This window comes from Arthrobacter sp. SDTb3-6 (assembly GCF_013376095.1).
Lineage (GTDB): Bacteria > Actinomycetota > Actinomycetes > Actinomycetales > Micrococcaceae > Specibacter.
This window is the reverse complement of sequence record NZ_JAAMFN010000026.1, coordinates 23,096-48,779: the sequence shown is the minus strand read 5'-3', so window position 1 is coordinate 48,779 and position 25,684 is coordinate 23,096. Positions and strand designations below refer to the sequence as shown.

Here is a 25,684-nt window from a genome sequence, read left to right as displayed (position 1 = left end):
AACCCAAGTTCTCTACAAGCTGTAGAAAGTGGGCAAGGTCACATGTCCCGGCCGTTGGCGGCAGCGGTCTCCGGAACGGCATCCGGCCCGGCATCCAGCACGGCGCGGACCTGCCGGCGCGTCCCGGCGACCACGGCCGCCAGCCCGTTGCCGGACATCCAGCCGCCCGTCAGCACGAGCCCGTGGTGCGCCTGCGCCAGGGCGTGGATCTGCGCCATCTTGGCCTGGTGCCCGACGGCGGCAAACGGCAGCGCGCCCTTCCAGCGGACAACGTCCGCGCCCAGGACGTCGTCGCCGGTGACGGGCACGCCGAGCAGCGTGCTGGCGTCGGCGAGCGCCGTGGCGACCAGTTCGCCGTCGTCCACGGGGCGGGCCGTGAGGCGGACGGCATCCGCGGCAGCCACGCCGGCGCGGCCATAGGAAAGCCTCAGGACGTGGGTGCCGGGCCCGGTGGCGTCCGCCAGCCACGGCCACTTGGCCGTGGCGTGGGTGAGCGCCTTGGCCTTGATGCCTTCGGCCTGCGGGGCCACCAGGATGCCGGTGCCGCGCGGCTTGGAGTCCAGCTCGGGCACGTCCACCACCAGGGTGACCAGGCGGATGTCCGGGCCGGGGGCGGGGGCGAACGGCAACAGCCCGGGCAGTTCGGGGGCCAGCAGCCGCACGGCGGTGGGGCCGTCGGTGGCGACCACCAGCAGGTCCACGGTTTCGCTCCCGGTGTCCGGACCCGCCGTCCAGTCAAGGGTCCAGCGGGACGGTGCGCCGGCGCCGTGCAGGGCGCCGGCGTGCCCGAACGGACCCCGCCTGCCGAGGGCTGCGGGCGTGCGGCGGATGGCGGTGACGGCGTGCCCGGAGTGCAGGGCCGCGCCCGTTGCCCGCAACCTGTCCACGAGCGCCGCGACCAGGGTGTGCATGCCGCCGGAGAGCCCGGCCACGGCGGATCCGGGCTTGCTGCCGGACTGGCCGGCTGCGGAGCGCTGCGCCGCCACGGCGGCCGCGAGCGAGCCGTGTTCGCGGATGCCGGCGCGCAGGCCGGGGGCCACCATGTCCACGTCCAGGAGTTCGGGATCGGCGGAATGCACGCCGGCCACCACGGGGGCCACGAGCCGCTCCAGGACGCGGCGGCCCATGCGCGCACGGACCAGTTCGGCCACGCTGCACAGGGCCTCGGTGGTGCCAACACTCGCGGGCATTTTCGCATCCAAAGCGGCGCGCAGGACGCCGGAGGCACCCAGCGCCTCGCGCACCTCGGGCGCCTGGAGGTCCGAGGGGATGCCCAGGATCCCGGTGCGCGGCAGCGGCACGGGGCCATCCGGCAGCCAGACCCAGGCACCCGCCGGGTCCGGGCGCACAATCCGCTCGGCGAGGCCCAGCTCCGCGGCGAGGTCCGCCACGGCGGTGCTGCGCGTGGCGAACGATTCCGCCCCGCTGTCCAGCTCCACCCCGGCCACCTCATGGACTCCCACACAGCCGCCCCAGGCGGGGGCGGCGTCGTACACGCCCACCTGCCAGCCGGCGGCCTGGAGGTCCATGGCGGCCAACAGGCCGGAGACGCCCCCGCCCACCACGGCCGCACGCCTGCCGGCTGTGGCGCGGCCGGCCCGCGGTGTGTGCTTGTTCTGCTCCATGGCTCTCCCTGGCCCTCCTTGCCGGTGTTACGGTTCGATCGAGTGGATCAATTCAACCACGCGGGTCAGCACGGCCGGATCGGTCTCCGGGGGGACCCCGTGGCCCAGGTTCAGCACGTGCGCGGGGGCGGATGCGCCCGCGGCAATGACGTCGCGGACGTGTGCCTCCAGCACCGGCCAGGGGGCGTTCAGCAGCGCCGGGTCAATGTTGCCCTGCAGCGGCACGCGCCCGCCCAGGCGGCGGTTGGCCTCGTCCAGCGGCAGCCGGTAATCCACGCCCATGACGTCCACGCCCACGTTGAGCATGGCGCCGAGCAGTTCCGAGGTGCCGGTGCCGAAGTGGATCAGCGGCACCTCCAGGTCCCGGACGTGGTCCAGGGCCCGGGCCGACGCCGGGGCCACGTGTTCGGTGTAGTCGTCCAGGCCCAGTGACCCGGCCCAGGAGTCGAAGAGCTGTGCGGCGCTGGCGCCCGCCTCGACCTGGGCGCGCAGGAACTTCCCGGACGCGTCGGCGGCCCAGTTCATCAAGGCTGCCCAGACCTCGGGGTCGGCGTGCATCATGGTGCGCGGGCCCAGGTGGTCGCGGGAGGGCCGGCCCTCCACCATGTAGGCGGCCACCGTGAACGGGGCCCCTGCGAAGCCGATGAGCGGGGTGCTGCCCAGTTCCTTGACGGTCAGCGCCACGGCCTCCCGGATCGGGTCCAGGGATTCATCGGTGAGCACCGGCAGCGCGGCAACGTCCGCGGCCGTGCGGATGGGATGGTCCAGCACGGGGCCCACGCCGGGCACGATGTCCACGCCGACGCCGGCCAGTTTCAGCGGGATGACGATGTCGGAGAAGAAGATGGCGGCGTCCACACCGTGGCGGCGCACGGGCTGGAGGGTGATTTCGGCGGCCATGGCCGGCTTGAGGCAGGATTCGAGCATGGTGGTCCCCACGCGCAGCTCACGGTATTCCGGCAGCGAGCGCCCGGCCTGGCGCATGAACCAGACGGGGCGGCGGCTCGGCTTGCCGCCGCGGTAGGCGGTGATCAACGGGGAGTTGGCGGTGCGGCCGTCCACCAGCGGGTGGCTCGGGCTCAGGGTGCTTTGGCTCAGGGTCATGGCACCACCCTACAGAGCAAAACTTCAAGGGGAACATGAGCGGACGGCCGCAGTAGGGAGGCCCGTCCCCCGGCCCGCGGTAAGGAGCATCACACGCCTTTGGTGACGGATTAGGCAAAGCTGTCCCTAAAGAGGGACGTTTAGGGTCTACCATTGAGGAATTGTGGTTCTCTTTTCCTTAGTTGCCTCGCACTCAAACCTTGACCTCGAAACCGTGGCCCGCCTCAGCGCCGGTGCGGCCGGGGTCAGTGCCGACGTCGTGGCCGGAGACAATGACGTGGTGGGCATGGTCACCCTTGCCACCTGCAACCGCTACGAGCTGTACGCCCAGGCCCGCACCGTGGACGACGTTGAATCCGCACGCGCCAGCATCGTTGCCGCCGTCAGCGCCCGCACGGGCCTGACCGAGCCGCAGGTCTCCAACGCCCTGGCCACCCAGCAGGGCCCGGCCGTCCCCCGCCACCTCTTCGCCGTCAGCACCGGCCTGGAATCTGCCGTGGTGGGCGAACGCGAAATTGCCGGGCAGGTGCGCCGCGCCCTGAGTTCCGCCCAGGAAGCCGGCGTCAGCACCCCGGCCCTGGTCCGCCTGTTCCAGGCCGCATCCAAGACCGCCAAGGACGTCGGCGCCCAGACCGCCCTTGGCCGGCGCGGCATGTCGATCGTCTCCGTGGCGCTGGACCTGGCCGCCGAACTGCAGGATGCCCCGTCCCTGGCCGGCAAGACGGCCGTGCTGTTTGGCACCGGCGCCTATGCCGGTGCGGCCATGGCCCAGCTGGTGCAGCGCGGCTGCACGGACGTCCGCGTCCACTCCGGCTCGGGCCGCGCCGAAACGTTCGTCGCCTCCCGCGGCGGAACGGCCCTCAGCGAGGAAACCCTGCCGGAGGCACTGGCCGCGGCACAGCTGCTGCTGGGCTGCAGCGGCTCGGACGGCCAGGTGGCCGCCGCCGACATCGCCCCGCTGCGCCACGCCGGCTCCCCCCAGTTGACGGTCATTGACCTGGCCCTGACGCACGACTTCGCCGCGGACATCGCCGATCTTCCCGGCGTGGACCTGCTGACCCTGGAAACCGTCCGGCAGGCCGCGCCCGCCGAGCAATCGGCCACGCTGGCGGAGGCCGCCACGCTGGTGGCCGACGCCGCCGCCAACTTTGAACAGGCCCAAAACGCCCGCTCCCTGGACCACGCCATCGTCGCCCTGCGCCGGCACACCATGGCCGTGCTGGACGACGAGATCGCCAAGGTCCGCCAGCAGCACGGCTGCACGGCCGCCACCGAAGAGGTGGAATTCGCCATGCGCCGCATGGTCAAGCAGCTTCTGCACGTCCCCACCGTGCGGGCCAAGGAGCTGGCCGCGGCCGGCGATGCCGAGAGCTACCTGGCCGCCCTGGACGCCCTGTACGGGCTGAAGGTGGAACCTGCCGCCCTGGGCGCCGCTGCCGACTCACGGCTGCGCGCCATGGACCCCGCCGTGCCGGACGCAGGCCGGGAAGCCACCGCCTAGACCAGCCCTCCCGGGCAGGCCGGCACCGGCGCCGCAGCGGCTGAATTACGCCCCGTGGCCCATGCCACGGTTCCAGGCGTCGATCCCGCCCTCAAGGTGCACGACGTCGCCATAGCCCGCCGCCTTCAGGCTCGCCAACGCCTGGGCCGAGCGGGCCCCCGACTTGCAGTGGAGCACCAGCGGCACGTTCCGCGGAATCTGCGCCAGCGCGGTGCCGTCCTTGATGCCGCCCACCGGGATGAGCACGGAGCCGGGGATCCGGGAGATTTCAAATTCCACCGGTTCACGTACGTCCACGAGCACAAAGTCCTCCGCGCCGCGCTCCCGGTTCGCCAGCCGGGCGGCGAGCTGGGTCACGGTGATGAGTCCGGCGTCGTGCGCGGGATCGGCGGGCGGGAGGATGCCGCAGAAGAAGTCGTAGTCGATCAGCCCGGTGATGGGCGCCGCATCCGGGTCCTTGGCAATGCGGATCTCGCGCCAGCGCGAGGACAGCGCGTCAAAGATCAGCAGCCGGCCCAGCAGGGTCTGCCCGATCCCCGTGATGAGCTTGACCGCCTCGGTGACCATCATGGCCCCGATGGACGCACACAGCATGCCGAAGACGCCGCCCTCGGCGCAGGACGGGACGGTGCCGGGGGCGGGCGGTTCGGGGTAGAGGTCGCGGTAGTTGGGGCCGTATTTGTCCCAAAAGACGCTGACCTGGCCGTCGAAGCGCAGGATGGAGCCCCACACATAGGGCTTGCCGAGCATGGCGGCCGCATCGTTGACCAGGTAGCGGGTGGAGAAGTTGTCCGCGCCGTCCAGGATCACGTCATAGCCGCTGAACAGGTCCAGGGCATTGGAGGAGTCGAGGCGGAGCTGGTGCAGCACCACCTTGACGCCGGGGTTGATGGCCGCGATGGAATCCCGGGCAGACTCCAGCTTCGTGCGGCCGATGTCCGCGACCCCGTGGATGACCTGCCGCTGGAGGTTGCTCAGTTCCACGGTGTCGTCGTCGATGACGCCCAGGGTGCCCACGCCCGCGGCCGCCAGGTAAAGCAGGGCCGGGGAACCCAGCCCGCCCGCGCCAATGACCAGCACCTTGGCGTTGCGCAGCCGCCGCTGGCCCTCCAGCCCGATCTCGGGGATGAGGGCATGGCGGGAATACCGTTCCAGTTCCTCGGCGTCCATCGGCGGGCCCGGCTCCACCAACGGTGGCAACGGCTGCTGGCGCTGGGCATTGGGGGCAGTGATCAGGGAAACCATGGTTAACAATTTAGTCCCGAACGGTGCCATGTGGGCTATTACCGGCCGGTACAATGGCCGTAGCCGCAGTCATGCAGCACCAATGGCCGGGGCTTGAAGAAAGGGACGCACCATGACAACCGAAGCCCGCGCAGGGGAAGGGGCTCCGCGGCGTGTCCACCTCGCCCGGCTGCCCCGCGACGAACGTCGAGCGCAACTGCTGCAAGCGGCCCTTGAAGTGTTTGTGAACAACGGTTACCACGGCGCTGCCATGGACGAGATTGCCGAGGCGGCAAAGGTCAGCAAGCCGGTGCTTTACCAGCACTTCCCCAGCAAGCGTGAGCTGTATGTGGCGCTGCTGGAAAACCACCTGGCCACGCTGAAGCAGATGCTGTTGGAGGCCTTGAATTCCACCACGGACAACAAGCTGCGCGTCCAGGCCACCATGAAAGCCTACTTCCAGTTTGTGGCCAACGACGACCAGGCCTACCGGCTGATCTTTGAATCAGACCTGGTCAACGACCACGACGTGGCCCTGCGGCTGGAGCAGTTCAATGCCGAGCTGGCAGACGCGCTGGCCGCCGTCATCGCCGAAGACACCCTGCTGGGTCAGCTGGAGGCCATTCTGCTGGGCCGCGCCCTGGCCGGCATGGCCCAGGTCAGCGCCCGCTATTGGCTGGAGGCAAACGGGGACCTGGACCTCGAGGTGGCCAGCGATCTTGTGTACCGTTTAGCTTGGCGCGGAATTAGCCGGTTCCCGAAGGAACCACAGGGCCCCGCCGCATAGAGTTGGCCGTACGTATATTTTTTGCACGCATGCATCGAGGAGACACCTGTGGAAATCAAGATCGGCATCCAAAACATCGCCCGTGAGATCGTCTTTGACTCCGAGCAGTCCGCGGACGAGGTCGCCGCACAGGTCTCCGAAGCCCTGGCCAAGGGAACCGAGCTGCGCCTGAAGGATGAAAAGGGCCGCATCGTCATTGTGCCCGGCAACGCCCTGGGCTACGTCGAGGTTGGCGCCGAAGAGGCCCGCCGGGTGGGTTTCGGCGCACTGTAGCCGGCCGGGCCCCGCACAACTGACACCGCCGTCGCACCGCTGACGGCCACCGGGAACGAGGAAGCATCATGGTTGCACTGGTCATTATTGCCCTGACGGCAGGCGGCTTTGGCGCCATCGCCTGGGGCGTGGATAAGTACCGTGCCACTTTCGGGGCGCTGCTTCCGGCCGGGGCCGCCGTGGTTGCGGCAGAGGTCATCTGGATGGTCACCATGGCCGTGGGCCTGGGCAACTCCGCCGCCACCGCGTGGATTCCGTGGATCCTGTCCATGGCCGTGGGCGGCGCGGTGGCCTGGGCCGTGGCCGGCTTCGTGGGCCGCACCCGCCATGCCCGCCAGCTGGAACGGGCCAACCAGATCCTGGCCATGCACTAGCGGCAGCTCCACGCAGGCCGGCGTCCGGCGCCGGCCCGCAGGCGGGTCAGGCGTCCCGGCCTTCTTCCGTGCAGATGCACAGCCGGTTGCCCTGCGCGTCGGTGGCGATGACAAAGGCGGGCGCGTTGGCATGGTCCAGTGTGGCGCCTGCCGCCTCCACGGCCGCAAGCACGCCCTGCGCCTCGCTGGCCGGCACATGGATGTCGAGGTGGAAGCGGTTGGGGTTGGGCGTTTCGGTCTGCTGGAACCACAGCGTGGGCAGCCGGCCCGACGGGTCCCGGAGGTCGTCCGGCTCCCCCTCCTTGAATCCCAGGGCGGACGCCCACACGGGCGCCACGGCCGCAAAGTCGGCAGTGTCCATGGCAATTTCAACGCGCCGCAGCAGCTCCGGATGCGCCACGGCCCCGGCCTGCCGCGCCGCCGCCGAGATGGCCTTTGCCAGGGACGCGTCCCGCACCGTCACCTTGGAACCGGCGTCGTGCGAGGTCAGCACCACGAACAAGGTGTCATAGCGCCAGTCCACATCGGGGTGGTGGTTGGCTTCCTGGGCCAGGGCGCCAATGGCGGCAAAGAGCTCGAGTGCCACTGCCGACGACGGGCACTTCAGCGCCGCCGCCAGCCCGCCCAGGCGGAACCTCCAGTCCGGCAGCACCGCCAGCTCCGCGTCAATCTGGTCCCTGGTCAAAACATCGTTCGCAGCCATGGCAGGCTCCTTCAGTTTTTGTTTTAGAGGTCCGGGCGGCCCTCCATGGCCGACGACGCCAAGGCATGGGCCCGCTTGGGGATGCGCCCCGCCCGTGAGGCCAGTCTGCCACCGATCACCGCGTGTTTGAAGGCCTCGGCCATGCGGACCGGGTCCTGCGCACGGGTCACGGCGGTGGCCAGCAGGACGGCGTCGCAGCCCAGCTCCATGGCCAGGGCGGCGTCGGACGCGGTGCCGATTCCGGCGTCGAGCACCACGGGCACGCCGGCCCGGGAGACGATCAGTTCGATGTTGTGCGGGTTCAGGATGCCCAGCCCGGTGCCGATGGGGGCGCCCAGCGGCATGACGGCGGCGGCGCCAAGCTGTTCCAGGCGCAGCGCCACCACCGGGTCGTCGTTGGTGTAGGCGAAGACCTTGAAACCGCGGTTGACCAGCTGTTCGGTGGCGTCGACGAGTTCGACGGCGTCGGGCAGCAGGGTGTTCTCGTCGGCGATGACTTCCAGCTTCACCCAGTCGGTTTCCAGCGCCTCGCGTGCCAGCTCGGCCGTCATGACTGCCTCGCGGGCGGTGAAGCAGCCGGCCGTGTTGGGCAGCACGCGGATGTTGTTTTCCAGCAGCAGCTCGAAGAGGTTGGTGCCGGCACCGCCGCCCCCGCTGCCGGGGGCGTACCGGCGCATGGCCACCGTGGTCAGCTCGGTGCCGGAGGCCACGAGTGCCGCTCCCAGGCCGTCCAGGCTGGGCGCCCCGCCGGTGCCCATGATCAGCCGCGAGCCGAGCGGGACGCCCGCCACGGTGAACGGGTCGGTTTCCGTCAGGATTTCAGTCATGGTGCTTCGCTTTCTTCCAAAAGGGTATGTTTGCCGGCGCCCGTGCCGGGCGGGGTGCCGGGCCGGCGCCCGGCCTGAGGCCGTGCCTAGCCGCCCTGGACGGCCGTGACGATCTCGACGTCGTCGTCGGCAACCACCGCGGTCGCCGACCACTGGCTGCGCGGCACAATGTCCGCGTTGCGGGCCACGGCCACGCCCAGCCGGCCGCCGTCGGCCGGCTGCCCGGTGGGCAGGATGGCCCGCCCCGTGACGGCGGCGACGAGATCGGCGACGGTGGTGCCGGCGGCCAGCGGCGCGGCGGCGCCGTTGAGTTGGATGATGCTCATGGTGTCTCCTGTGGGGTGGGGCCGGATGGGCGAATCGCGGGTGAAAACCGGTCGGGGCGGAAGCGTTCCCACGCGAGGTCGGTGATGTCACCCAGCAGCTGGCGGACGGTGTGTGCGGCGATGGCCGTCAGCAGGACGCCGTGCCGGAAGAAGCCGGTGGCAATGATGAGCCCGGGAATGTCGCGCCCGGCGCCGTCGGCAACCCGGCCCAGCAGCGGGGCGTTGTCCGGGGTGCCGGGGCGGGCCCGCGCCGTGGTTTCCAGCAGTTCCAGTTCGGCGACGGCGGGCACCAGCACCTGGGCGTCGCGCAGCAGCTGGTGCACTCCCCCGGCGCTGACGGCCGCCGAGCCGTCCTCGCGGCTCGTGGCGCCGATGACCACCGTGTTGTCGTTGCGCGGCACAAGGTAGACCGGCAGCCCCCGCACCAGTCCGCGGATGGTGGCGGTGGCCAGCGGCTGCAGGTGGGCGGGCACGCGCAGGCGCAGGATGTCCCCGTAGACGGGCCGGACGGGCAGCTCCAGGCCCTCCGGCAGGCCCTGCAGCAAGGGCGCGCCAAGCCCGTTGGCCACCACCACCTCGCCGGCGTGCACCTCGCGGCCGTCCTCCAACCGCACGCCGGTGACCCGCGAGCGGGAATCCTGCGGGTCCTGGTGCAGCAGGGCGACGGCGTTGCGCCGGATGCTGGTCTGCTCCTCGCGCAGCCGCCCCCGCTCCGCCGCCACCACGTTGAGCTGGACACGGATGGCCGTGGCCACGCCGCGCGGATCCACCTGGTGGTCCTGGGCAATGCGGTAGGCACAGGAAATGTGCGGCCCCACCAGCGGCTCCGCGGCGCGGGCCTGGCGGATGCCCAGCTGCTCCACGTCCAGCCCGTGCGCGAGCTGGACCTCCCGGAGGTCGGCCAGCGCGGCGCGGTCCGCGGCGTCGGCACCCAGGACCAGGGTCGGCGTCGTGCGGAATCCGGTGTCGGCATGGCCGGCGGCCACCAGCGGGGCGACGAATTCCGGCCAGCGGGCCGCGGAGGCGAGCGTCAGTTCGAGCAGGCCCTCCTCCTGGTAATGCAGTTCGCTGACGGGGGCCAGCATGCCGGCGGCAGCAAAGGTGGCGCCGGTCGCGGGCGAGGGGTCGATGACGGTGACGTTGCGGCCGCTGCGCTGGGCTTCCCAGGCGATCCCCAGGCCCACGATCCCGCCGCCGATGACGGCCACGTCGGTGGTGATGGCCTCGGACACGGCTTTTGAATCGGGCGTGTGCGCCATGGCTGTGACTCCTTCCCTACGCCGGTATGGGCCGGATCAGGTTCCGCGCCCGTGGGCGCCTTTCGGTCGGCACAGGTGTGTGCCCTCTCAGCCGGCTTGCCCGGCTCCCGCGGTACTGAACTAGTCTATGAGACATGAGCCTGCCTTCCGCCATCCATGACGCCACGCCCCCAGCCCCCGCTCCCCCGATCGCCGACGCACGCCTGTACGTGTGCACCGATTCCCGCCGGGAACGCGGCGACTTTGCGGAATTCCTGCGTGCCGCCTACGCCGGCGGGGTGGACATCATCCAGCTGCGCGACAAGTCGCTCGAGGCTGCCGAGGAGCTGGAACTGCTCGCCGTGCTGCGCGGTGTGGCGGAGGAATGTGGCAGGCTGTGGGCCGTGAACGACCGCGCCGACATCGCGCGGCTGTCCGGGGCGCCGGTGTTCCATGTGGGCCAAAAGGACCTGCCCCTGCCTGCCGCGCGCTCCCTGGTGGGGCCCTCCGTGGCCATCGGGCTCTCCAGCCACGACCCCGCCCAGGCCACGGCCGCCGCAGCGAATCCCGAGGCCGGCTACTTCTGCGTCGGGCCGCTGTGGGCCACGCCCACCAAGCCGGGCCGGTCCGCCGTCGGGCTGGGACTGGTGGAGCACGCCGCCTCGCTGGGGACCGCCAAGCCGTGGTTTGCCATCGGCGGCGTGGACCTGACAAATGTGGACGCCGTGGTGGCGGCCGGCGCCTCCCGGATTGTGGTGGTCCGCGCCGTCACGGACGCCGACGATCCGACAGCGGCCGCCCAAGAACTGCTCTCCCGGCTGCCCGCGCTGGGGTAGCCCTTCCCCTGGCCACACCGACGGCGTGCCATCCCGGCGGGGGCGGGTGAAATTACACACGCCGCCGCCTGCATGGCACGCCCCGGGCGCAGGCGCCGGCGAAACCGTCGAGTGGCGGCGCGCACAGGCCTAGCCCGCCGGCTCCATCTTCGCGGACACCTTCCGCAGCAGGGCTGCCAGCAGTTCCCGCTCCCCTGCGTCGAGCCCTGCCAGCGCTTCCCTGTCCAGGTCAAGCAGATGCGGAAATTCGCGGTCCACCAGTTCGGTTCCGAGCGCCGTCAATTGCATGAGGACAACCCGCCCGTCGCGTTCCCACGGCAGCCGCTCCACGAGCCCGCGCCGGGCCAGCCGGTCCACGTTTTTGGTGGTTGAGGCGCCGCTGAGCATCGTTGCCGCCGTCACCTCGCTCGCCCGCAGGGGCCGTTCGCTGCGCGCAAGGGCGCACAGGACGTCGAACTCGGCCCGCGAAACCGCAGCGGCGGCAAGGCCGCGTTCCACCCGGTGCGAGGCCTGGGCGCCGATGCGGGAGATGCGCCCCATGACCTCGATGCTGGAGACGTCCAGCCCCGGGCGCGACCTTTCCCACCCGGCGCGCGCACGGTCCACAAAGTCGCCTGCCGCATTCGTTTCCATTCCCCCAGTCTAGAGAGGATGCTCACACAGTTCACATCTATTTTACTAGTAAAATATCTTGTAGCATGGAACCATGTCCGCCCTGACCCGTGTCCGCCACTCCCGCGCCGCCCTGGCCCATTCCCTTGCCCCGGCCACCTGGCGGGCATCGTTTGCCGTCCGCCCGGCCGACGCCATCTTCGCCCCGGCCATCAAGGTCGGCGTCGCCGCCTCCCTGGTGCTCGTGGGCGGCGGGCTGATGGGACACGAACAGCTGGCGGGCATGGCGTCCCTGGGCGCGCTCTGCTCCGCCTTTGGGCGGTACCAGCCGTACCCGCGCCTGGCACGCGTCCTGGTCCTGGTCGCGGCCGCCCTCCTCCTGGCGGCGGGGGCGGGCGCAGTCCTGGGCGGGGCGGGCGTGCCGATCTGGCTCCAGATCGCCGTGCTGTCCCTCATCGCCGGCGCCGCGGCGCACCTGTTCTCCGCCTGTGGCATCACCGGCCCCGGCGCCGTGATCCTGGTCTTTGCCGCCTCGGCCGGGACCGGATTTACTCACACGATGGGCACCGTCCCCCAGGTGCTGGGCGCCGTCGCCGTGGGGGCCGTGGCGGGCTGGGTGGTGGCCATGGCACCCGTGCTCGTTGTGCCGATGGGCCCGGCACGGCTGGCCGTGGCCCGGGCCATCGCCGCGGCCGTCCGCCTGGGAACGGCCGACGCCGGTCCCCACCAGGGCCCCGCAGCCGCCGCCTTGCGCCGGGCCCGGGAGGCGGTGGCCCTCAGTGCCGGACCGTTGCGCGCCGGCAGCCGGCGTTCGCGCGCCCTGCAGCGCGAGGCGGCGGTGCTGAACCAGCTGCTGGATGAGACCTCCGCGGCCGAGGCCCTGCATGGTGCTGCGCGGACTGCCGCACTGCAGCGCCTGTCCCGGCACGAGGCCATGTTGCGTAAAAACAGGGGCGTGCCGGAGCTTGCAGGGCCAAAGCTGCCGGCACCGGACTCCGGCTGGATGCCGGCGCTGCAGGGCTTGCTGGCGCAGGCTCGCACGGGCCTGCGGTCACGGGCCAGCGGCAGCCAGGCGCTGCGCATGGCCGCCGCCTCTTCACTGTCCGGCTGGGCCGCCGTCGGGCTGGGACTGGAACATCCGCTGTGGGCCTCGATGGGCGCCGTGGCGGCCTTGCAGGGGTTGAACTACGGCACCACGGTCCAGCGCAGCATCCAGCGGCTGCTGGGAAACGTGGCCGGCGCGGTGGTGGCCATGGTCCTGCTGTCCTTCGCGTTGGGGTTCTGGCCGTCCGTGGGCTTGGTGGTGGCGTTCCAGGTGATGGCCGAGCTGCTGGTGCTGAAGAGTTACACGCTGACCACCATTGTCATAACGCCGATGGCGCTGATCATGACGGGACTCGGCTCGCACCTGGGCCCGGATGCGGCGTTCAGCCGGGTTGCGGACACCCTGGTGGGCGTGGTGGTCGGGGTGCTGGTCGCTGCCGCCAGCATCTCCCTCTCAGACCGGGGACACCTGAAGTCCGGCAGCTCAGCCGGGCCGGCACCGGGGTTTCAGGAGAGGCACAGGCAGAACGGGTGCCCGGCCGGGTCCAGGAAGACGCGGAACGTGGTGCCGGGCTGGAATCCGGCCTTCGTGCCGCCCAGTCCCAGCACCGCGGACTCGCCGGCGTCGAGGTCCTCCACCACCAGGTCCAGGTGCATCTGCTGCGGCGGGTCCTGTCCGGGCCACGCGGGCGCCCGGTAGCCGGCCACCTGTTGGAAGCAAATGCAGTTGCTGCCGTCCTCGGGCCGGATCTCCACCCATTCCGGCTGGACCGTGGCCTGCCAGCCGAGCAGTGAACCATAGAAGTGCGCCAGGGCGCCCGCGTCGGGGCAGTCGATGACCAGCCCGGGATTCCGTGCAATTGCCATGCCAGCAGGCTACCCCTGCGGCTCCAGTTCCATAACCCCCGAGAGCAGCTCAAAGCTGCGGATCCAGGCGGCACGGTCGGTGACCTGGGTGGCCACAATGAGCTCGTCCGCGCCGGCCTTCGCGGCAAAGCCTTCCAGGTACTCGCGGGCCACGGCGGGGGTGCCGACCGCCGAATAGCGCATCATGTTCAGCACCTGTTGGCCCGCCGGGGAGTCCAGCAGCAGGTCCATTTCCGCGTCCGTGAAGGTCTGGCCGCGGCCCACCATGGAGGCCACCCGGCGCCGCTTGGCGGTGAGGAACAGGGCGTCGGCCTCCTCCTGTGTGTCCGCCACGATCGCGTTGACGCCGGCGATGACGTAGGGCTCGGGCAGCGCGGCGGACGGCTGGAAGTCGCGCCGGTAGATCCGCACCGCGTCCTCCAGGGCCTGCGGGGCAAAATGCGAGGCAAAGGAGTAGGGCAGGCCCAGCGCGGCGGCGAGCCTGGCCCCGAACAGTGAGGACCCGAGGATGTACAGGGGGACGTTGGTGTCCTTCCCCGGGTAGGCGTTCACGCCGGGGATGCGGGTTTGGCCGGCGAAGTACGCCTGGAGTTCCTGCACGTCCTGCGGGAAGGTGTCAGCGGCCGAGGGGTCCCGGCGCAGCGCCCGCATGGTGTTCTGGTCGCTGCCGGGTGCGCGCCCCAGGCCCAGGTCGATGCGCCCCGGGTGCAGGGTTTCCAGCGTGCCGAACTGCTCGGCGATCTGCAGCGGCGAGTGGTTGGGCAGCATGATCCCGCCGGCGCCGAGGCGGATCGATTTGGTGTGCGCGGCCACGTGGGCAATCAGCACGCTGGTGGCCGAGGAGCCGATCGAGGGCATGTTGTGGTGCTCGGCAAACCAGATCCGCGTGTACCCCCATTCCTCGGCCCTTTGTGCCAGTTCCACGGAGGCCGAAAAACTTGCGGCAACGCCGTCGTCGCCAATGTGGGCGAGGTCAAGGATGGACAGGGGCAGGGTCATGGGTTTTGCCTTTCAGGTGGTCTCCCTTGCGGCAACCGCGCCGGGGACGGGTATATTTCCGGGCACCGGAAGCGGTGGCTCCGGGGGCTCAGGTGGCGCCGGGCATCAGGCGGCAGCGGGGACGCTGAGCCGTTCCAGGGCGGCGAGCGCTGCGGCCCGGCCGGCCCGGTTGGCACCCAGGGTCGAGGCCGAGGCGCCGTACCCCACCAGCAGCAGCCGCGGTTCGCGCGCCACCTTGACCCCGTCCATGACGATGCCGCCGCCGGGTTCCCGCAGCTTCAGCGGGGCCAGGTGGTCCAGGGCGGCGCGGAAGCCGGTGGCCCAGAGTATGGTGTCGGCCTGGAAGCCGGAGCCGTCTTCAAACTCGGCGCCCATGGGGGTGAGCCGCTGCAACGGGCCGCGGGAGACCAGTGTTCCGGCGGCAATCCCGTTTTGGTACTGCTGTGTTAATGGCAGTCCGGTCACGCCCACCACGCTCAGCGGCGGCAGCCCGGCGGCCGTGCGCTCGTTGACGCGCCGTTCCACGTCCCGGCCCCAGTCCGGGTCGAACCCGCGGGTGGTGAATTCCGGCGGGCGGCGCGTGGACCACGCGGTTTCCACGCCTTCCGCGGACAGCTGCAGCAGGAACTGCACCGCGGAGGTGCCCCCGCCCACCACCAGGACACGGTGCCCGGCAAAGTCCGCAGCGGACTGGAAGTCATGGGTGTGCAGCTGGCGGCCGGTGAATGTTTCCTGGCCGGGATAGTGCGGCCAGTGCGGCTTGTCCCAGGTGCCCGTGGCGTTGATGACCAGGCGCGTCACGTACCGGCCGCGGTCGGTTTCCACCGTCAGGGGGGCGCCGGGCACGGTCCCGGGAACGCCGTCGTCGTCCGTGTCCTGGTGGCGGACGGCCAGGACGTTGACGGGCCGGTGCACGGGCAGCTCAAAGGTCTTTTCGTAGCGGGCGTAGTAGCGTTCCACGGCGGCGGAAGCCGGTTCACCGGGATCGGCCGGACCAAGCTTCATGCCGGGCAGGTCGTGGACGGCGTGCGCGGCACCGAGGGTGAGGGACGGCCAGCGGTGGCGCCAGGCCCCGCCGGGACCGCTGTTGGCGTCGAGGACCACAAAATCGCGCTCCGGAATGAGCCCGTGACGGGCCAGGTAATAGGCGGCGGAAAGGCCCGCCTGTCCGGCACCGATGATCACCACGTCCAGCATTCTTCTCCTCTGAAGTCGTTAATGGTGGGAACGGGCGCGCTGCAGCGGCTATTCCGGTTGTGAGCGAACGCACGTCCTGCGGGAGGGCGCACGACGAGGCGCCAAGGGACCGGGTAAAGGGCGACGGCGGTCGGCCTTACGTCCTGACTCCCACGACGAGTTCGGGGGCTTCCTCGCCCGGTTCCCCGAACTCCTCGAAAATGCGGTTGGCCATGGGTTGCAGCAGCAGGCGTCCAAGCTGGCGGACGATGGTTGTCACTGTTTGCTCGGTGACGCTGCGGCCCGTTGAGGCCAGTCCCGACTCGCGCAGGGCGCGCACCTGGTTGGCCGTCAGCACCGCCAATTGGCTCAGCACGTCACCGGGCCGCCCCTGGCCGGTAAGCAGGGCACGGCGCAGGTAGTCCAGGACCACCGGGTTGCTCCCCAGCATCTGTGCCACGGCGGCGTCCCGGCGGCCGACAACCTCGTGCGGGGTGCCAGTCACCGGGGTCGAGGCAAGGGTTTCGGCGAAAAGATTGACGATGGCCTCGTCCACGGCCTCCCGCAGCCGGTCCTTGGTCCCGTAGTGGTGGGCTACGAGCCCGACGGTCACTTCGGCTTCGGCAGCGATCATCCGCATCGAGGTGCCGCCCTCGCCGTACTGGGCGAACAAGCGGAGGGCTGCATTGCGAATTCGCGCCTTGGACGTGAGGTCGCCGGCTGACCAGGGCGCCAGAGGTGCCGCCGTTTTTTGCCCCCCGGCGTTCTCCACGCCGCCGCCCCTTCCGTTCATCCCGCCATACTAACCTACAAACTATTGAATATACGTTTTGGATACTGTACAACTGTACAAATTACGGCAGAGACGCCACCACGAGGAGAGCCCATGTCCAGCCCGCTTGCCGGCGTTGTCATAGTCACCCTTGCAATCAACCTTCCCGGACCCGTGGCTGCGTCCAGGCTGGCGATGCTGGGTGCCAAGGTCATCAAGGTTGAGCCGCCGCAGGGCGATCCGCTCCAAGGCGCTGCCCCGTCGTGGTATTCCGAACTCGTCACGGGCCAGGAAGTCATCCGGCTCGACCTGAAGGACCCGGCGGGACGGTCCGGGTTCCTGGCCACGCTGGCCCAGGCCGACGTGCTGCTCACGGCCATGCGCCCCTCGGCCTTCGCCCGGCTCCGGCTCCTCGCGGACCTCCAGTTCCACAACACCGCCCTCGTCGAGATCGTCGGGCACGACGGCCCCCTGGCCGAGCAGCCCGGCCATGACCTCACCTACCAGGCCGCTCACGGCACACTTCTTCCCCCGGCCCTGCCGCTCGTGCCGGTCGCAGACCTTTTGGGCGCCGAGCGGGCCGTGTCCGCCACCTTCGCGGCCCTGCGCCAACGGGACCACGGCGCCCGGAACGTCCACGAGCGGGTGTCCCTGGATGACGCGGCCCACTCCGCGGCCGCCGGTGTCCGGCACGGCCTCACGTCCCCCGGGTCCGTCCTTGGCGGCGCAACGCCGTCGTACGGCATCTACGAAACTGCCGACGGGTACATCGCCGTCGCCGCACTCGAGCCGCACTTTGTCAACCGGCTCTCCGCACTGGTGGGACGGACGCGCGACGAACTGGCGCACGGGTTCGCGGCCCGCACCACGGAGTATTGGACGGCCCTTGGCCTGGCGCACGACCTGCCCCTGGCCGCCGTGGCCCGTCCCGGCGTCGGCACCCCCGATGCCCGCCAAGGCGTTGCCGCAGCCACCGGGCGGCACACATCGCACTTCACCGGACACTAGGAGCGCCACCGTGATCATGGACAACCACCGTTCCCCCTGGCTGACGGAGGAACTTGACGACCTCAGGGACCTGGCCCGCACGTTCCTGGACCAGAATTCCCGCCCGCACCATGCCCGGTGGGCCCAACAGCACTGCGTGGACAGGGACTTCTGGCGGCAGGCCGGCGCGGCAGGCCTTTTGTGCATCAGCATCCCCGAGGAATACGGCGGAGGCGGCGGCACCTTCGCCCACGAGGCCGTCATCATCGAAGAGCAGGCACGCATCGCCGACTCCGCCTGGGCCAACGTCGTCCACAGTGCCATTGTCGCCCACTACATCGCCGCCTTCGGCACGGAAGCACAGAAACAGCGCTGGCTCCCCGGCATGGCGGACGGCAGCCTTGTCGGCGCCATCGCCATGACCGAACCCTCGACAGGTTCGGACCTCCAAAGTGTCCGCACCCAGGCCAGGCGCGACGGCGACGCGTACGTGGTCAACGGCTCCAAGACCTTCATCTCCAACGCCACCCACTGCGACCTGCTGATCATCGTCGCCCGGACGGGTGCGGACAAGGGCGGCAAGGGATTGTCACTCATTGTCGCCGAGACCGCCGGCCTTGCCGGATTCGAACGCGGCCGCATCCTGGAGAAGATCGGCATGCACGGGCAGGACACCCGCGAACTCTCCTTCGTTGACATGAGGGTTCCGGCCGAAAACGTCCTGGGCGGCATCGAGGGCCGGGGCTTCATCCAACTCATGCAGCAGCTGCCCCAGGAACGCCTGGCCATCGCAGTGGCCTCTGCCGCGGAGTCGGAGTACGCGGTTCGCGAGGCAACGGCGTATGCGAAGGACAGGGACGCCTTTGGCCAAAAGCTGATGTCCTTCCAAAACACCCGGTTCGTGCTCGCGGAGTCGGCAGCAGACAGCCTCGCGGCCCGCACGCTCGTCGACCACTGCATTGCCCTGCACGTCGCCGGCGCCCTCGATGCGCCTACGGCCTCGCTCGCAAAATTCTGGTGCACCGATGTGCAAAGCAAGGTCACCGACCGGTGCCTGCAGGTCTTTGGCGGATACGGCTACATGACCGAGTACCCCATTGCCCGCCGCTACGCCGCCGCACGCGTCCAAAAAATTTACGGCGGCACGAACGAGATCATGAAGGAACTGGTGGCCCGCTCCCTGTGACACCGAAGCAAGCAGGCCCATGTAGGGCTGCTGGGGCCGCGGCGGCGCCTGTGCTTGGATGGGAGCATGTCCACCTTGATCGTGCTGCGCGGCAATTCCGGCTCCGGCAAGAGCACGGTGGCCCGCGCGCTGCAGCACGAACTGGGTGCGGTGTGGATTGAACAGGACTACTTCCGCCGCGGCATCCTCGGCGAAACGGGCAACTACTCGCTTTTGAGCGTGGAACTCATTGAACACGCGGCCCAGCTGGCACTGCGGCACGGGCGGGATGTCATCATGGACGGCATGTTCAACGCCTCGGCGTACAGCGCGACGTTCATCCGGCTGCGCAACGGGCATGCCGGGCCCAGCCTGTTCTACGCCTGGGACCTCACGCTTGAGGAGACGCTGCGCCGCCACCAGACCCGGCCGCACAAGCTGGCGGACTTTGGCGAAAAGCAGATGCGGGGCTGGTACCACGGCTGGAACGCACTGGAGGGCGTGGCCGAACGACCGATCCTGGCCGGGGACAGCGTGGCGGATGCCGTCCGCCGGATCGTGGCCGATGTCCGGGCCGCGCAGCACCCGTAACTGCGCAGCATGGCTCAGGCCGTCAGGCCCAGCCGGCTCATGCGCTTTGAGTGCCCGCGCGTCAGCTGGGCCAGGATGGTTCCCACCTCCGAGGCGGCCTCCTCCTGCCTGCCGTCCGGGCCCAGGCCCACCAGGAAACTGTGCCGTGCGCCGATCTGCTGCGCCTGGGTCAGCGCCTCACCCACCAGCCGCCGGCCCCACAACGCCAGGCGTGAGGACAGCCGGGGGTCCTCGGCGAGCATCTTGTGCAGCAGCTCTTCCAGCAGCTCCGTCTGGGCCTTGCTGGTGCGCACCCGGGCAATGATGCCGCGCGTTTCGCCGTCCAGCCGTTCGGCAATGGCTGCATAAAAGTCCTCGGTGATGGCATCCACCACGTAGGCCTTCATGAGCGATTCATGCCAGTCGGCAGGCCGCGTCCGCTCGTGGAAGGAGTCAATCGTGCGCTGGAACGGCAGCATGGCCAGCTCCGGGTCCATGCCCATCGCGTGCAGCCTGGCGCACACCATCTCGTAGTGCCCAAACTCGGCCACCGCCATCTTGCCCAGCACGGCGCGGTCATTGAGCGTTGGCGAGTAGCGGGCGTCGGAGGACAGCCGCTCAAACCCGGAAAGCTCCCCGTAGGCAATGCCGCCGAGCAGGTCCACCACAAATTTGTCGTACCGTGCGCTCAGCTCTCCGGCGGAAATGGGCTCTTCGGCTGCGGGGGGCGGAGTACTCATAGGCTCCAGCGTAGCCGGGCCGCGCCGCCCTTGCGTAGCGGGGCGAATCGTTTACGCTGATTGCGTGCCGTACTCTCACATTGGCGTCAAAGGCAGCGCCGCGCAGCAGGCACTGGCCGAGGCCCTGGCAGCCCTGTCGGTGGAGTTTGACCTGCCCGACGGATTTGGCCCGGACGTGCTGGCGGAAGTGGAGACGGTCATTGCCGGCCACACGCTCCCGGAGCCGGACCTGACCGCCCTGCCCTTCATCACCATCGACCCGCCCGGCTCCCTGGACCTTGACCAGGCCATGTACCTGGAGCGCAAGGGCTCCGGCTACGTGGTCCACTACGCCATCGCCGACGTCCCCTCCTTCGTCCCCGCGGGCGGGGCGCTCGACACGGAAACCCGCCGCCGCGGCCAGACCTTCTACACCCCCGGCAACCGCATCCCCCTGCACCCCGTCCCGCTCAGCGAAGGTGCCGCCAGCCTGTTCGCCAACAATCCCCGTTCCGCCTTCGTCTGGGAGATTGAACTGGCCGCCGACGGTTCGCAGCTTTCGGCCCGCGTCCGCCGCGCCACCGTCCGGAGCATCGCCAAGCTGGGCTATGCCGAGGCCCAGGACATGCTCGACGCCGGCACCGCCCCGGCCGACTATGCCGGCACCCTGGAGCTGCTGCGGGAGATCGGGACGAAGCGGATCGGGCTGGAACGCGCCCGCGGCGGCGCCAGCCTGAACGTCCCGGCCCAGGAAGTGGAGTTTGTGGACGGCCGCTACGTCCTGCAGTTCCGGCCCGCCCTGCCGCTGGAAGACTGGAACGCACAGATTTCCCTCTTGACCGGCATGGCCGCCGCCCAGGTGATGCTCGAGGGCAAGGTGGGCATCCTGCGCACCATGCCGGCCCCTGACGACGGCGCCGTGGCCGCCTACCGGATGCAGACCGTGGCCTTGGGCAAGCCCTGGGAGGAGGGCATGGAGTACGGGGCCTACCTGCGCACCCTGGACACCTCGGACCCCAGGCAGCTGGCCCTCATGCACGCCGCGGCCACGCTGTTCCGCGGCGCCGGCTACACACCCTTTAACGGTGAGGTGCCCGAGGAGGTGGTCCAGGCCGCCGTCGCCGCCCCGTACGCCCACGCCACCGCGCCGCTGCGCCGTCTGGTGGACCGGTTTGTGCTGGCCATCTGCGCGGCCCTGTGTTCCGGCTCCGAGGCGCCGGACTGGGCGGTCCAGGCCCTGGACGGGCTTCCGGAGATCATGTCCGCGTCCAACCAGCTCGCCAGCAAGGTGGACAAGGCCGCGATCGACACGGTGGAGGCGGCGCTGCTCAGCCACAGGGTCGGGACGGAATTTGACGCCGTCGTCCTGGCCGGCCCGCGGCAGAACGGCCACACCACCAAGGCCGGTGCCGCCCGCAGCACCATCCAGATCGCGGACCCGGCCGTCACCGGGTACTGCGAAGGCGCGCTGGAACCGGGCACCGTGGTGCGGGTGAAGCTCGTGACGGCGGACATCGCCAGGCGGACCATCCAGTTTGTCCCCGCAGCCCCCCGCAAGGACGGCAGCTAGACGGGGATGCCGCGCACCGACACCCCCGTTAAATGACGGCCCGCGGAGGGGAATTGGGTGTGACCGGCTAGACTTGGGGCGTAGACATGGATGCCCGGTCGTTGATTGATGTTTTTGATTCAACAAGCCCGCCCCTACGCGAGTCTTTCTTTTGGTCCGCCCCGCCCGCCGCCTTGGCGGAGGGAGGCCACGTTTTTGTAAGCCCGCGATCGGCTTCCCCCCGTTTGTGCGCCCCGCCAGGTTCCGTACGGCAATGACAAGCCGGCGTTGAGCCGCCACCGGGTGCGCACCTGTATAGACGAATTGAACGGTACGAATTTGAGCATTGAAGCAGATTCCCTCCTGCAGGCAGAAGACAGCAGCGAGAAGGTCGAAATTGACGGCAGCCTGACCAGCAACGAGCCTCCCCGCCAGGAAGAGAAGGCCACCTTCGCCAGCTTCGGCGTGCACGCGGACATCGTGCTGTCGCTGAACGAGGCCGGCATCACCCATCCCTTCCCGATCCAGGCCATGACCCTGCCCATCGCACTCGGCGGGCACGACATCATCGGCCAGGCCAAGACCGGTACCGGCAAGACGCTCGGCTTCGGCATCCCCGCGCTGCAGCGCGTGGTGGGCCCGAAGGACGACGGCTATGACAAGCTGCCCGTGCCCGGCGCCCCGCAGGCCCTGGTCATCGTGCCGACGCGCGAACTGGCCGTCCAGGTCGCCGGCGACCTCACCACGGCCTCCAAGCACCGCGGCGTGCGCATCGCCACGATTTACGGCGGCCGTGCCTACGAGCCCCAGATCGAGTCCCTGCAAAAGGGCGTTGAAGTGGTGGTCGGCACCCCCGGCCGCCTGATTGACCTGCTGCGCCAGCGCCACCTGAACCTGAAGAACGTCAAGATCGTCATCCTCGACGAGGCCGACGAGATGCTGGACCTGGGCTTCCTGCCCGACGTCGAGACCCTGATCGCCGGCACCCCGGCCGTGCGCCAGACCATGCTGTTCTCCGCCACCATGCCCGGCCCCGTCGTCGCCATGGCCCGGCGGTACATGACGCAGCCCACGCACATCCGTGCCGCCGACCCCGACGACGAGGGCCTGACCAAGCGCGACATCCGCCAGGTCATCTACCGCACGCACAACCTGGACAAGATCGAGGTCCTGGCCCGCATCCTGCAGTCGCGCGGCCGCGGCCGCTCCATCATCTTCACCAAGACCAAGCGCACCGCCGCCAAGGTCTCCGAGGAACTCGTGGACCGCGGCTTTGCCGCCGCCGCCATCCACGGCGACCTCGGCCAGGGCGCCCGCGAGCAGGCCCTGCGCGCCTTCCGCAACAACAAGGTCGACGTGCTGGTGGCCACCGACGTCGCCGCCCGCGGCATCGACGTGGACGACGTGACGCACGTGGTCAACTACCAGTGCGTCGAGGACGAGAAGATCTACCTGCACCGCGTGGGCCGCACGGGCCGCGCCGGCAACAAGGGCACGGCCGTCACGTTCGTGGACTGGGACGACATGCCCCGGTGGGCGCTGATCAACAAGGCCCTGGGCCTGAACGTGCCCGAACCCGTCGAGACCTACTCCTCCTCCCCGCACCTCTACACCGACCTGGACATCCCGGAAGGCACCAAGGGCCGCCTGCCGCGCAACCAGCGCACCCACGCCGGGATCGGGGCCGAAGTCCTGGAGGACCTGGGCGAGACCGGCAAGCGCCACACCCCGAAGCAGGACAGCCGTGAGGGTGGCCGGGGCGGCAACCGCGGCGGAAACCGAAGCGGCGCCCGCCACGGCGAGAAGCACGCCGGCGAGCGGAACGACGGCGGGCGCAACCGCCGTCGGGCCTCCTCTGGCGAGCGGGACGAGGCCCGGGACAACGGGCCGGCCGAGACCGCCGGCGAGGGCACGGCGGCCCGTCCGCGGCGTACGCGCACCCGCACCCGCCGCCGCAATGGCGAGGTCGTGGGCAAGCCCGACGCCGGCGAATAGCCAACATCAGATGACGACGACTGCCTGGCAGCCGGACGGGGCGGGGCCGAACCTGGTGGTCCATGCGGACAACGCCGAGTTCCTCCCCACCCTCCCGGATGGTTCCTTCACCCTGATTTATGTGGACCCGCCCTTCAACACCGGAAGGGTGCAGAGCCGGCAGCAGACCACCATGGTGCGCAATTCCGGCGGCGGCGGCGACCGCATCGGCTTTGGCGGGCGCAGCTACGACACCGTCAAGGGCGCGCTGCACAGCTATGACGACGCCTTCACGGACTACTGGCAGTTTCTGGAGCCGCGGCTGGTGGAGGCCTGGCGGCTGCTCGCCGAGGACGGCACCCTGTACCTGCACCTCGATTACCGGGAGGTCCACTACGCCAAGGTCATGCTGGATGCGATCTTTGGCCGGGAATGCTTCCTGAACGAGATCATCTGGGCCTATGACTATGGTGCGCGGGCCAAAAGCCGCTGGCCCACCAAGCACGACAACATCCTGGTGTATGTCAAGGACCCGAAGAAGTACCACTTCGACAACGCCGAGGTGGACCGCGAACCGTACATGGCCCCCGGCCTGGTCACGCCGGAAAAGCGTGAGCGCGGCAAGCTGCCCACGGATGTCTGGTGGCACACCATCGTCTCGCCCACGGGCAAGGAGAAGACCGGCTACCCGACGCAGAAGCCCGAGGGGCTGCTGCGCCGGGCCGTGGCGGCCTCCTCCCGGGAGGGCGACTGGGTGCTGGACTTCTTCGCCGGTTCCGGCACGCTCGGCGCCGTTGCGGCGAAGCTGGGGCGCCGTTTTGTGTGCGTTGACGCCAACCCCCAGGCGATTGCCGTCATGACGGCACGGCTGGGCCACGTCGCGACGGTGCTGGAACCATGACGGTGCCGGGACCTTAAGGCCGCCTGCCGCTGGGTGCCCGGGAGGGCCCTAAACCAGGGGCCGGCCCTGACGCCGCGCCGTCAGGATTTCCTGGATGAAGGCCTTGCCCAGGACCCAAAGGACCACGGCAACGATCACGGGCCACACCCGCATGTACAGTGTCAGGAACACAACGTCCATGGATTCGTCCTACGCTTTCTCGTCAAGTGCCAGCGCGGCGGTGGCCGGGGGCAAACGGTGCTGCGGCAATGATCGCCGCCACTGCCACGGTCTTGGCCACCTTCAGCCCGAGGAAGCCGAACGCCATCAGGCCAAGGACCACGCCGATTCCAATGACGGCCAGGATGGCCACGGCGATTCCGGCGGCGCCGCCCAGCGGCAGCCAGCCGAAGCGGACGGGGATGAACACGGCCGGGGCCGCCAACACCGAGTCGGTGAAGGCCCTGTTGGTGACCTTCTCCCAGTAGAAGCTGGCGATGACGGGGAACACGAGCGCACCCCAGAGGGCGCCGACAAACACCAGCAGGTCAAGGATGTTCAGCTTCCCGCTGGCAAAGTACAGGCCGGCGCCGGTGGCAACCACCATGGTGATGCGCCCGATGAACAGCATGGTCTTCGGGTTCCCCTGGCCCTTCCTGGCAATGTTCTGCCCATGGATGTCGGCCATGACGATGGCGGACAGCGCCGACAGGTCCGAGTCTGCTGTCGAGGACAGGGCCCCGATGATCATGATCAGGAAGATGCCCAGCAGCACCGGGCCCGGGTACGTCGCGGCCATTTGCGGGATCAGGTTGTTCTTGTCCCCGCCCAGCGGCACAATGCCGGTGTACGGCGCCATCACGCCGAGCATGCCGATGCCGATGATGGTGGCGCCATAGCCCCCGGTTGCCGTCACGAAGGTCTTCTTGATCAGGTCCCCACGCACGGCAACCAGGCGCTGGGCAACGCTCTGGTTGCCAATGGCGTAGGCCAGCACCGCGGCAATGCACGGCGCCCAGCATGGCAAACACCTGCGCGGCATCCGTCAGCACGGAGGCACGGAAACCGGACCACGGGGAGTACAGCAGGATGCCGCCGGCAATGAAGTTGGAGGTGATGCTGATGAGGGAGCCGGCGATGTTGGAGCCGGCCAGCATGAGCTGGCTGGGTTTTCCGTGCCGGGCGTACAGGGCCTCGGCCAGGGTGTGGGCCTTGGGCGCCACGGAGCGGATCCGCTTGCCAAAGGGGTGGATGAACAAAATCATCAACGCGCCCCACAGGCCGTAGTGGATCGGCCCGGAAATGCCGTAGGCATAGCCGGAGGTGGCCGAGGCGTACATCGACGACGCCCAAATCCACGTGGCGGTCATGCTGCCGGCGGAAATTCCAAAGCCGACCTTGTTTCCGGCGGTCATGTAGTAGTCGGCGTTTTCATTCCTTTTCCCAATAAACAGGGTCAGCAAGAGGGTTCCGCCATAAAAAGCGACCAGCCGCCCTCCCGCCGGGCGCCCGAATGGACCGAGCGGGCAGGTAATGATGGCACAACCATGGC

At 69.6% G+C, this 25,684-nt stretch carries 25 protein-coding genes, 2 pseudogenes and 1 riboswitch; of the genes and pseudogenes, 12 read left to right on the top strand and 15 right to left on the bottom strand.

Features of this window, described 5'->3' with window-relative positions; all coding sequences use genetic code 11:
- Positions 1-38 precede the first annotated feature (38 nt).
- Positions 39-1,625 (bottom strand): protoporphyrinogen oxidase, encoded by a 1,587-nt coding sequence (gene hemG / locus G6035_RS13275; protein ID WP_176617574.1) that lies wholly within the window; start codon positions 1,623-1,625, stop codon positions 39-41.
- A 27-nt stretch (positions 1,626-1,652) separates the two neighbouring features.
- A complete protein-coding gene (gene hemE, locus G6035_RS13270) occupies positions 1,653-2,729 on the bottom strand; it encodes a uroporphyrinogen decarboxylase (protein WP_176617573.1) in 1,077 nt (358 codons plus the stop codon).
- Positions 2,730-2,892: 163 nt separating this feature from the next.
- On the opposite strand from hemE, the gene G6035_RS13265 reads away from it, so the two are divergent.
- Positions 2,893-4,230, top strand: a complete 1,338-nt coding sequence (locus G6035_RS13265; RefSeq protein ID WP_176617572.1) for a glutamyl-tRNA reductase — start codon at positions 2,893-2,895, stop codon at positions 4,228-4,230.
- Positions 4,231-4,275: 45 nt separating this feature from the next.
- Here the strand turns inward: G6035_RS13265 and moeB are convergent, their stop codons facing one another.
- Entirely contained in the window at positions 4,276-5,475 is a 1,200-nt protein-coding gene (gene moeB / locus G6035_RS13260; RefSeq protein ID WP_176617571.1) for a molybdopterin-synthase adenylyltransferase MoeB, read from the bottom strand.
- 112 nt (positions 5,476-5,587) lie between these two features.
- On the opposite strand from moeB, the gene G6035_RS13255 reads away from it, so the two are divergent.
- The 3 genes from G6035_RS13255 (at position 5,588) to G6035_RS13245 (ending at position 6,888) form a co-directional block, all read left to right on the top strand.
- A complete protein-coding gene (locus tag G6035_RS13255; RefSeq protein ID WP_176617570.1) occupies positions 5,588-6,241 on the top strand; it encodes a TetR/AcrR family transcriptional regulator in 654 nt (217 codons plus the stop codon).
- A gap of 48 nt (positions 6,242-6,289) precedes the next feature.
- On the top strand, positions 6,290-6,514 hold the full coding sequence (locus tag G6035_RS13250) for a DUF3107 domain-containing protein (RefSeq protein WP_176617569.1): 225 nt from the start codon (positions 6,290-6,292) through the stop codon (positions 6,512-6,514).
- A gap of 68 nt (positions 6,515-6,582) precedes the next feature.
- The gene (locus G6035_RS13245) at positions 6,583-6,888 is read left to right on the top strand and encodes a hypothetical protein (protein WP_176617568.1); all 306 of its coding nucleotides are present in this window, start codon (positions 6,583-6,585) and stop codon (positions 6,886-6,888) included.
- Between the two features lie 46 nt (positions 6,889-6,934).
- On the opposite strand, the gene G6035_RS13240 is transcribed toward G6035_RS13245, so the two are convergent.
- The 4 genes from G6035_RS13240 to thiO all read right to left on the bottom strand — a co-directional run bounded on the left by G6035_RS13240 (position 6,935) and on the right by thiO (position 10,003).
- On the bottom strand, positions 6,935-7,591 hold the full coding sequence (locus G6035_RS13240; RefSeq protein ID WP_176617567.1) for a 4a-hydroxytetrahydrobiopterin dehydratase: 657 nt from the start codon (positions 7,589-7,591) through the stop codon (positions 6,935-6,937).
- Between the two features lie 23 nt (positions 7,592-7,614).
- Positions 7,615-8,418 carry a thiazole synthase gene (locus G6035_RS13235; RefSeq protein WP_176617566.1) on the bottom strand — a complete coding sequence of 268 codons (804 nt, stop codon included), beginning with the start codon at positions 8,416-8,418 and terminating at the stop codon, positions 7,615-7,617.
- An 86-nt stretch (positions 8,419-8,504) separates the two neighbouring features.
- The gene (gene thiS / locus G6035_RS13230) at positions 8,505-8,744 is read right to left on the bottom strand and encodes a sulfur carrier protein ThiS (RefSeq protein WP_176617565.1); all 240 of its coding nucleotides are present in this window, start codon (positions 8,742-8,744) and stop codon (positions 8,505-8,507) included.
- A complete protein-coding gene (thiO, locus tag G6035_RS13225) occupies positions 8,741-10,003 on the bottom strand; it encodes a glycine oxidase ThiO (protein ID WP_176617564.1) in 1,263 nt (420 codons plus the stop codon). The genes thiS and thiO overlap by 4 nt, the downstream gene beginning before the upstream one ends.
- Positions 10,000-10,123: riboswitch (TPP riboswitch) on the bottom strand. Its footprint overlaps the gene before it by 4 nt.
- Before the next feature lie 14 nt (positions 10,124-10,137).
- Between thiO and thiE the strand changes: the two genes are divergently transcribed.
- Complete coding sequence (thiE, locus tag G6035_RS13220) at positions 10,138-10,818, top strand: thiamine phosphate synthase (protein WP_176617563.1); 681 nt, start codon at positions 10,138-10,140, stop codon at positions 10,816-10,818.
- Between the two features lie 129 nt (positions 10,819-10,947).
- Here thiE and G6035_RS13215 read toward each other — a convergent pair whose 3' ends face one another.
- Positions 10,948-11,451 carry a MarR family winged helix-turn-helix transcriptional regulator gene (locus G6035_RS13215; RefSeq protein WP_176617562.1) on the bottom strand — a complete coding sequence of 168 codons (504 nt, stop codon included), beginning with the start codon at positions 11,449-11,451 and terminating at the stop codon, positions 10,948-10,950.
- Between the two features lie 73 nt (positions 11,452-11,524).
- Between G6035_RS13215 and G6035_RS20635 the strand changes: the two are divergent.
- A pseudogene (locus G6035_RS20635) lies at positions 11,525-12,895 on the top strand (FUSC family protein); the annotation flags it as partial.
- Between the two features lie 86 nt (positions 12,896-12,981).
- On the opposite strand, the gene G6035_RS13205 reads toward G6035_RS20635, so the two are convergent.
- The 4 genes from G6035_RS13205 to G6035_RS13190 all read right to left on the bottom strand — a co-directional run bounded on the left by G6035_RS13205 (position 12,982) and on the right by G6035_RS13190 (position 16,309).
- Positions 12,982-13,341, bottom strand: coding sequence for a VOC family protein (locus tag G6035_RS13205; protein WP_176617561.1), 360 nt, complete (start codon positions 13,339-13,341; stop codon positions 12,982-12,984).
- Positions 13,342-13,350: 9 nt separating this feature from the next.
- Complete coding sequence (locus G6035_RS13200; RefSeq protein WP_176617560.1) at positions 13,351-14,340, bottom strand: LLM class flavin-dependent oxidoreductase; 990 nt, start codon at positions 14,338-14,340, stop codon at positions 13,351-13,353.
- A gap of 105 nt (positions 14,341-14,445) precedes the next feature.
- Positions 14,446-15,537 (bottom strand): FAD-dependent oxidoreductase, encoded by a 1,092-nt coding sequence (locus G6035_RS13195; protein ID WP_176617559.1) that lies wholly within the window; start codon positions 15,535-15,537, stop codon positions 14,446-14,448.
- A 136-nt stretch (positions 15,538-15,673) separates the two neighbouring features.
- Complete coding sequence (locus G6035_RS13190; RefSeq protein WP_218063195.1) at positions 15,674-16,309, bottom strand: TetR/AcrR family transcriptional regulator; 636 nt, start codon at positions 16,307-16,309, stop codon at positions 15,674-15,676.
- Positions 16,310-16,402: 93 nt separating this feature from the next.
- On the opposite strand from G6035_RS13190, the gene G6035_RS13185 reads away from it, so the two are divergent.
- The 3 genes from G6035_RS13185 (at position 16,403) to G6035_RS13175 (ending at position 19,031) form a co-directional block, all read left to right on the top strand.
- Positions 16,403-17,296: a CoA transferase gene (locus G6035_RS13185; RefSeq protein ID WP_176617558.1), complete on the top strand. Its 894-nt coding sequence runs from the start codon at positions 16,403-16,405 to the stop codon at positions 17,294-17,296.
- Positions 17,297-17,306: 10 nt separating this feature from the next.
- Positions 17,307-18,461: an acyl-CoA dehydrogenase family protein gene (locus tag G6035_RS13180; RefSeq protein WP_371131008.1), complete on the top strand. Its 1,155-nt coding sequence runs from the start codon at positions 17,307-17,309 to the stop codon at positions 18,459-18,461.
- Between the two features lie 66 nt (positions 18,462-18,527).
- On the top strand, positions 18,528-19,031 hold the full coding sequence (locus G6035_RS13175) for an AAA family ATPase (RefSeq protein ID WP_176617557.1): 504 nt from the start codon (positions 18,528-18,530) through the stop codon (positions 19,029-19,031).
- A gap of 14 nt (positions 19,032-19,045) precedes the next feature.
- Here the strand turns inward: G6035_RS13175 and G6035_RS13170 are convergent, their stop codons facing one another.
- Entirely contained in the window at positions 19,046-19,750 is a 705-nt protein-coding gene (locus G6035_RS13170) for a ferritin-like fold-containing protein (protein WP_176617556.1), read from the bottom strand.
- A gap of 64 nt (positions 19,751-19,814) precedes the next feature.
- Here G6035_RS13170 and G6035_RS13165 point away from each other — a divergent pair, with 64 nt between their 5' ends.
- The 3 genes from G6035_RS13165 (at position 19,815) to G6035_RS13155 (ending at position 24,153) form a co-directional block, all read left to right on the top strand.
- The gene (locus tag G6035_RS13165; RefSeq protein ID WP_256884009.1) at positions 19,815-21,299 is read left to right on the top strand and encodes an RNB domain-containing ribonuclease; all 1,485 of its coding nucleotides are present in this window, start codon (positions 19,815-19,817) and stop codon (positions 21,297-21,299) included.
- 375 nt (positions 21,300-21,674) lie between these two features.
- The gene (locus G6035_RS13160; protein ID WP_371131012.1) at positions 21,675-23,273 is read left to right on the top strand and encodes a DEAD/DEAH box helicase; all 1,599 of its coding nucleotides are present in this window, start codon (positions 21,675-21,677) and stop codon (positions 23,271-23,273) included.
- A 10-nt stretch (positions 23,274-23,283) separates the two neighbouring features.
- Entirely contained in the window at positions 23,284-24,153 is an 870-nt protein-coding gene (locus G6035_RS13155; protein ID WP_176617553.1) for a site-specific DNA-methyltransferase, read from the top strand.
- A 48-nt stretch (positions 24,154-24,201) separates the two neighbouring features.
- On the opposite strand, the gene G6035_RS19770 is transcribed toward G6035_RS13155, so the two are convergent.
- Both G6035_RS19770 and G6035_RS13150 read right to left on the bottom strand, forming a co-directional pair.
- Positions 24,202-24,333, bottom strand: a complete 132-nt coding sequence (locus G6035_RS19770; RefSeq protein WP_218063194.1) for a putative transporter small subunit — start codon at positions 24,331-24,333, stop codon at positions 24,202-24,204.
- Between the two features lie 43 nt (positions 24,334-24,376).
- Positions 24,377-25,667: pseudogene (locus G6035_RS13150) on the bottom strand (sodium:proline symporter); the annotation flags it as partial.
- Between the last annotated feature and the right edge of the window lie 17 nt (positions 25,668-25,684).

Bases quoted from the DNA above. Each gene is read 5' to 3' on its own strand.
- G6035_RS13175 (WP_176617557.1), top strand. From the start codon at position 18,528: ATGTCCACCTTGATCGTGCTGCGCGGCAATTCCGGCTCCGGCAAGAGC.
- G6035_RS13245 (WP_176617568.1), top strand. From the start codon at position 6,583: ATGGTTGCACTGGTCATTATTGCCCTGACGGCAGGCGGCTTTGGCGCC.
- hemE (WP_176617573.1), bottom strand. From the start codon at position 2,729: ATGACCCTGAGCCAAAGCACCCTGAGCCCGAGCCACCCGCTGGTGGAC.
- thiS (WP_176617565.1), bottom strand. From the start codon at position 8,744: ATGAGCATCATCCAACTCAACGGCGCCGCCGCGCCGCTGGCCGCCGGC.
- G6035_RS13185 (WP_176617558.1), top strand. From the start codon at position 16,403: ATGTCCAGCCCGCTTGCCGGCGTTGTCATAGTCACCCTTGCAATCAAC.
- G6035_RS13235 (WP_176617566.1), bottom strand. From the start codon at position 8,418: ATGACTGAAATCCTGACGGAAACCGACCCGTTCACCGTGGCGGGCGTC.
- G6035_RS13170 (WP_176617556.1), bottom strand. From the start codon at position 19,750: ATGAGTACTCCGCCCCCCGCAGCCGAAGAGCCCATTTCCGCCGGAGAG.
- G6035_RS13200 (WP_176617560.1), bottom strand. From the start codon at position 14,340: ATGACCCTGCCCCTGTCCATCCTTGACCTCGCCCACATTGGCGACGAC.
- G6035_RS13240 (WP_176617567.1), bottom strand. From the start codon at position 7,591: ATGGCTGCGAACGATGTTTTGACCAGGGACCAGATTGACGCGGAGCTG.
- G6035_RS13215 (WP_176617562.1), bottom strand. From the start codon at position 11,451: ATGGAAACGAATGCGGCAGGCGACTTTGTGGACCGTGCGCGCGCCGGG.
- thiE (WP_176617563.1), top strand. From the start codon at position 10,138: ATGAGCCTGCCTTCCGCCATCCATGACGCCACGCCCCCAGCCCCCGCT.
- G6035_RS13195 (WP_176617559.1), bottom strand. From the start codon at position 15,537: ATGCTGGACGTGGTGATCATCGGTGCCGGACAGGCGGGCCTTTCCGCC.
- G6035_RS19770 (WP_218063194.1), bottom strand. From the start codon at position 24,333: ATGGACGTTGTGTTCCTGACACTGTACATGCGGGTGTGGCCCGTGATC.
- G6035_RS13255 (WP_176617570.1), top strand. From the start codon at position 5,588: ATGACAACCGAAGCCCGCGCAGGGGAAGGGGCTCCGCGGCGTGTCCAC.
- G6035_RS13190 (WP_218063195.1), bottom strand. From the start codon at position 16,309: ATGAACGGAAGGGGCGGCGGCGTGGAGAACGCCGGGGGGCAAAAAACG.
- G6035_RS13155 (WP_176617553.1), top strand. From the start codon at position 23,284: ATGACGACGACTGCCTGGCAGCCGGACGGGGCGGGGCCGAACCTGGTG.
- moeB (WP_176617571.1), bottom strand. From the start codon at position 5,475: ATGGTTTCCCTGATCACTGCCCCCAATGCCCAGCGCCAGCAGCCGTTG.
- hemG (WP_176617574.1), bottom strand. From the start codon at position 1,625: ATGGAGCAGAACAAGCACACACCGCGGGCCGGCCGCGCCACAGCCGGC.
- G6035_RS13205 (WP_176617561.1), bottom strand. From the start codon at position 13,341: ATGGCAATTGCACGGAATCCCGGGCTGGTCATCGACTGCCCCGACGCG.
- thiO (WP_176617564.1), bottom strand. From the start codon at position 10,003: ATGGCGCACACGCCCGATTCAAAAGCCGTGTCCGAGGCCATCACCACC.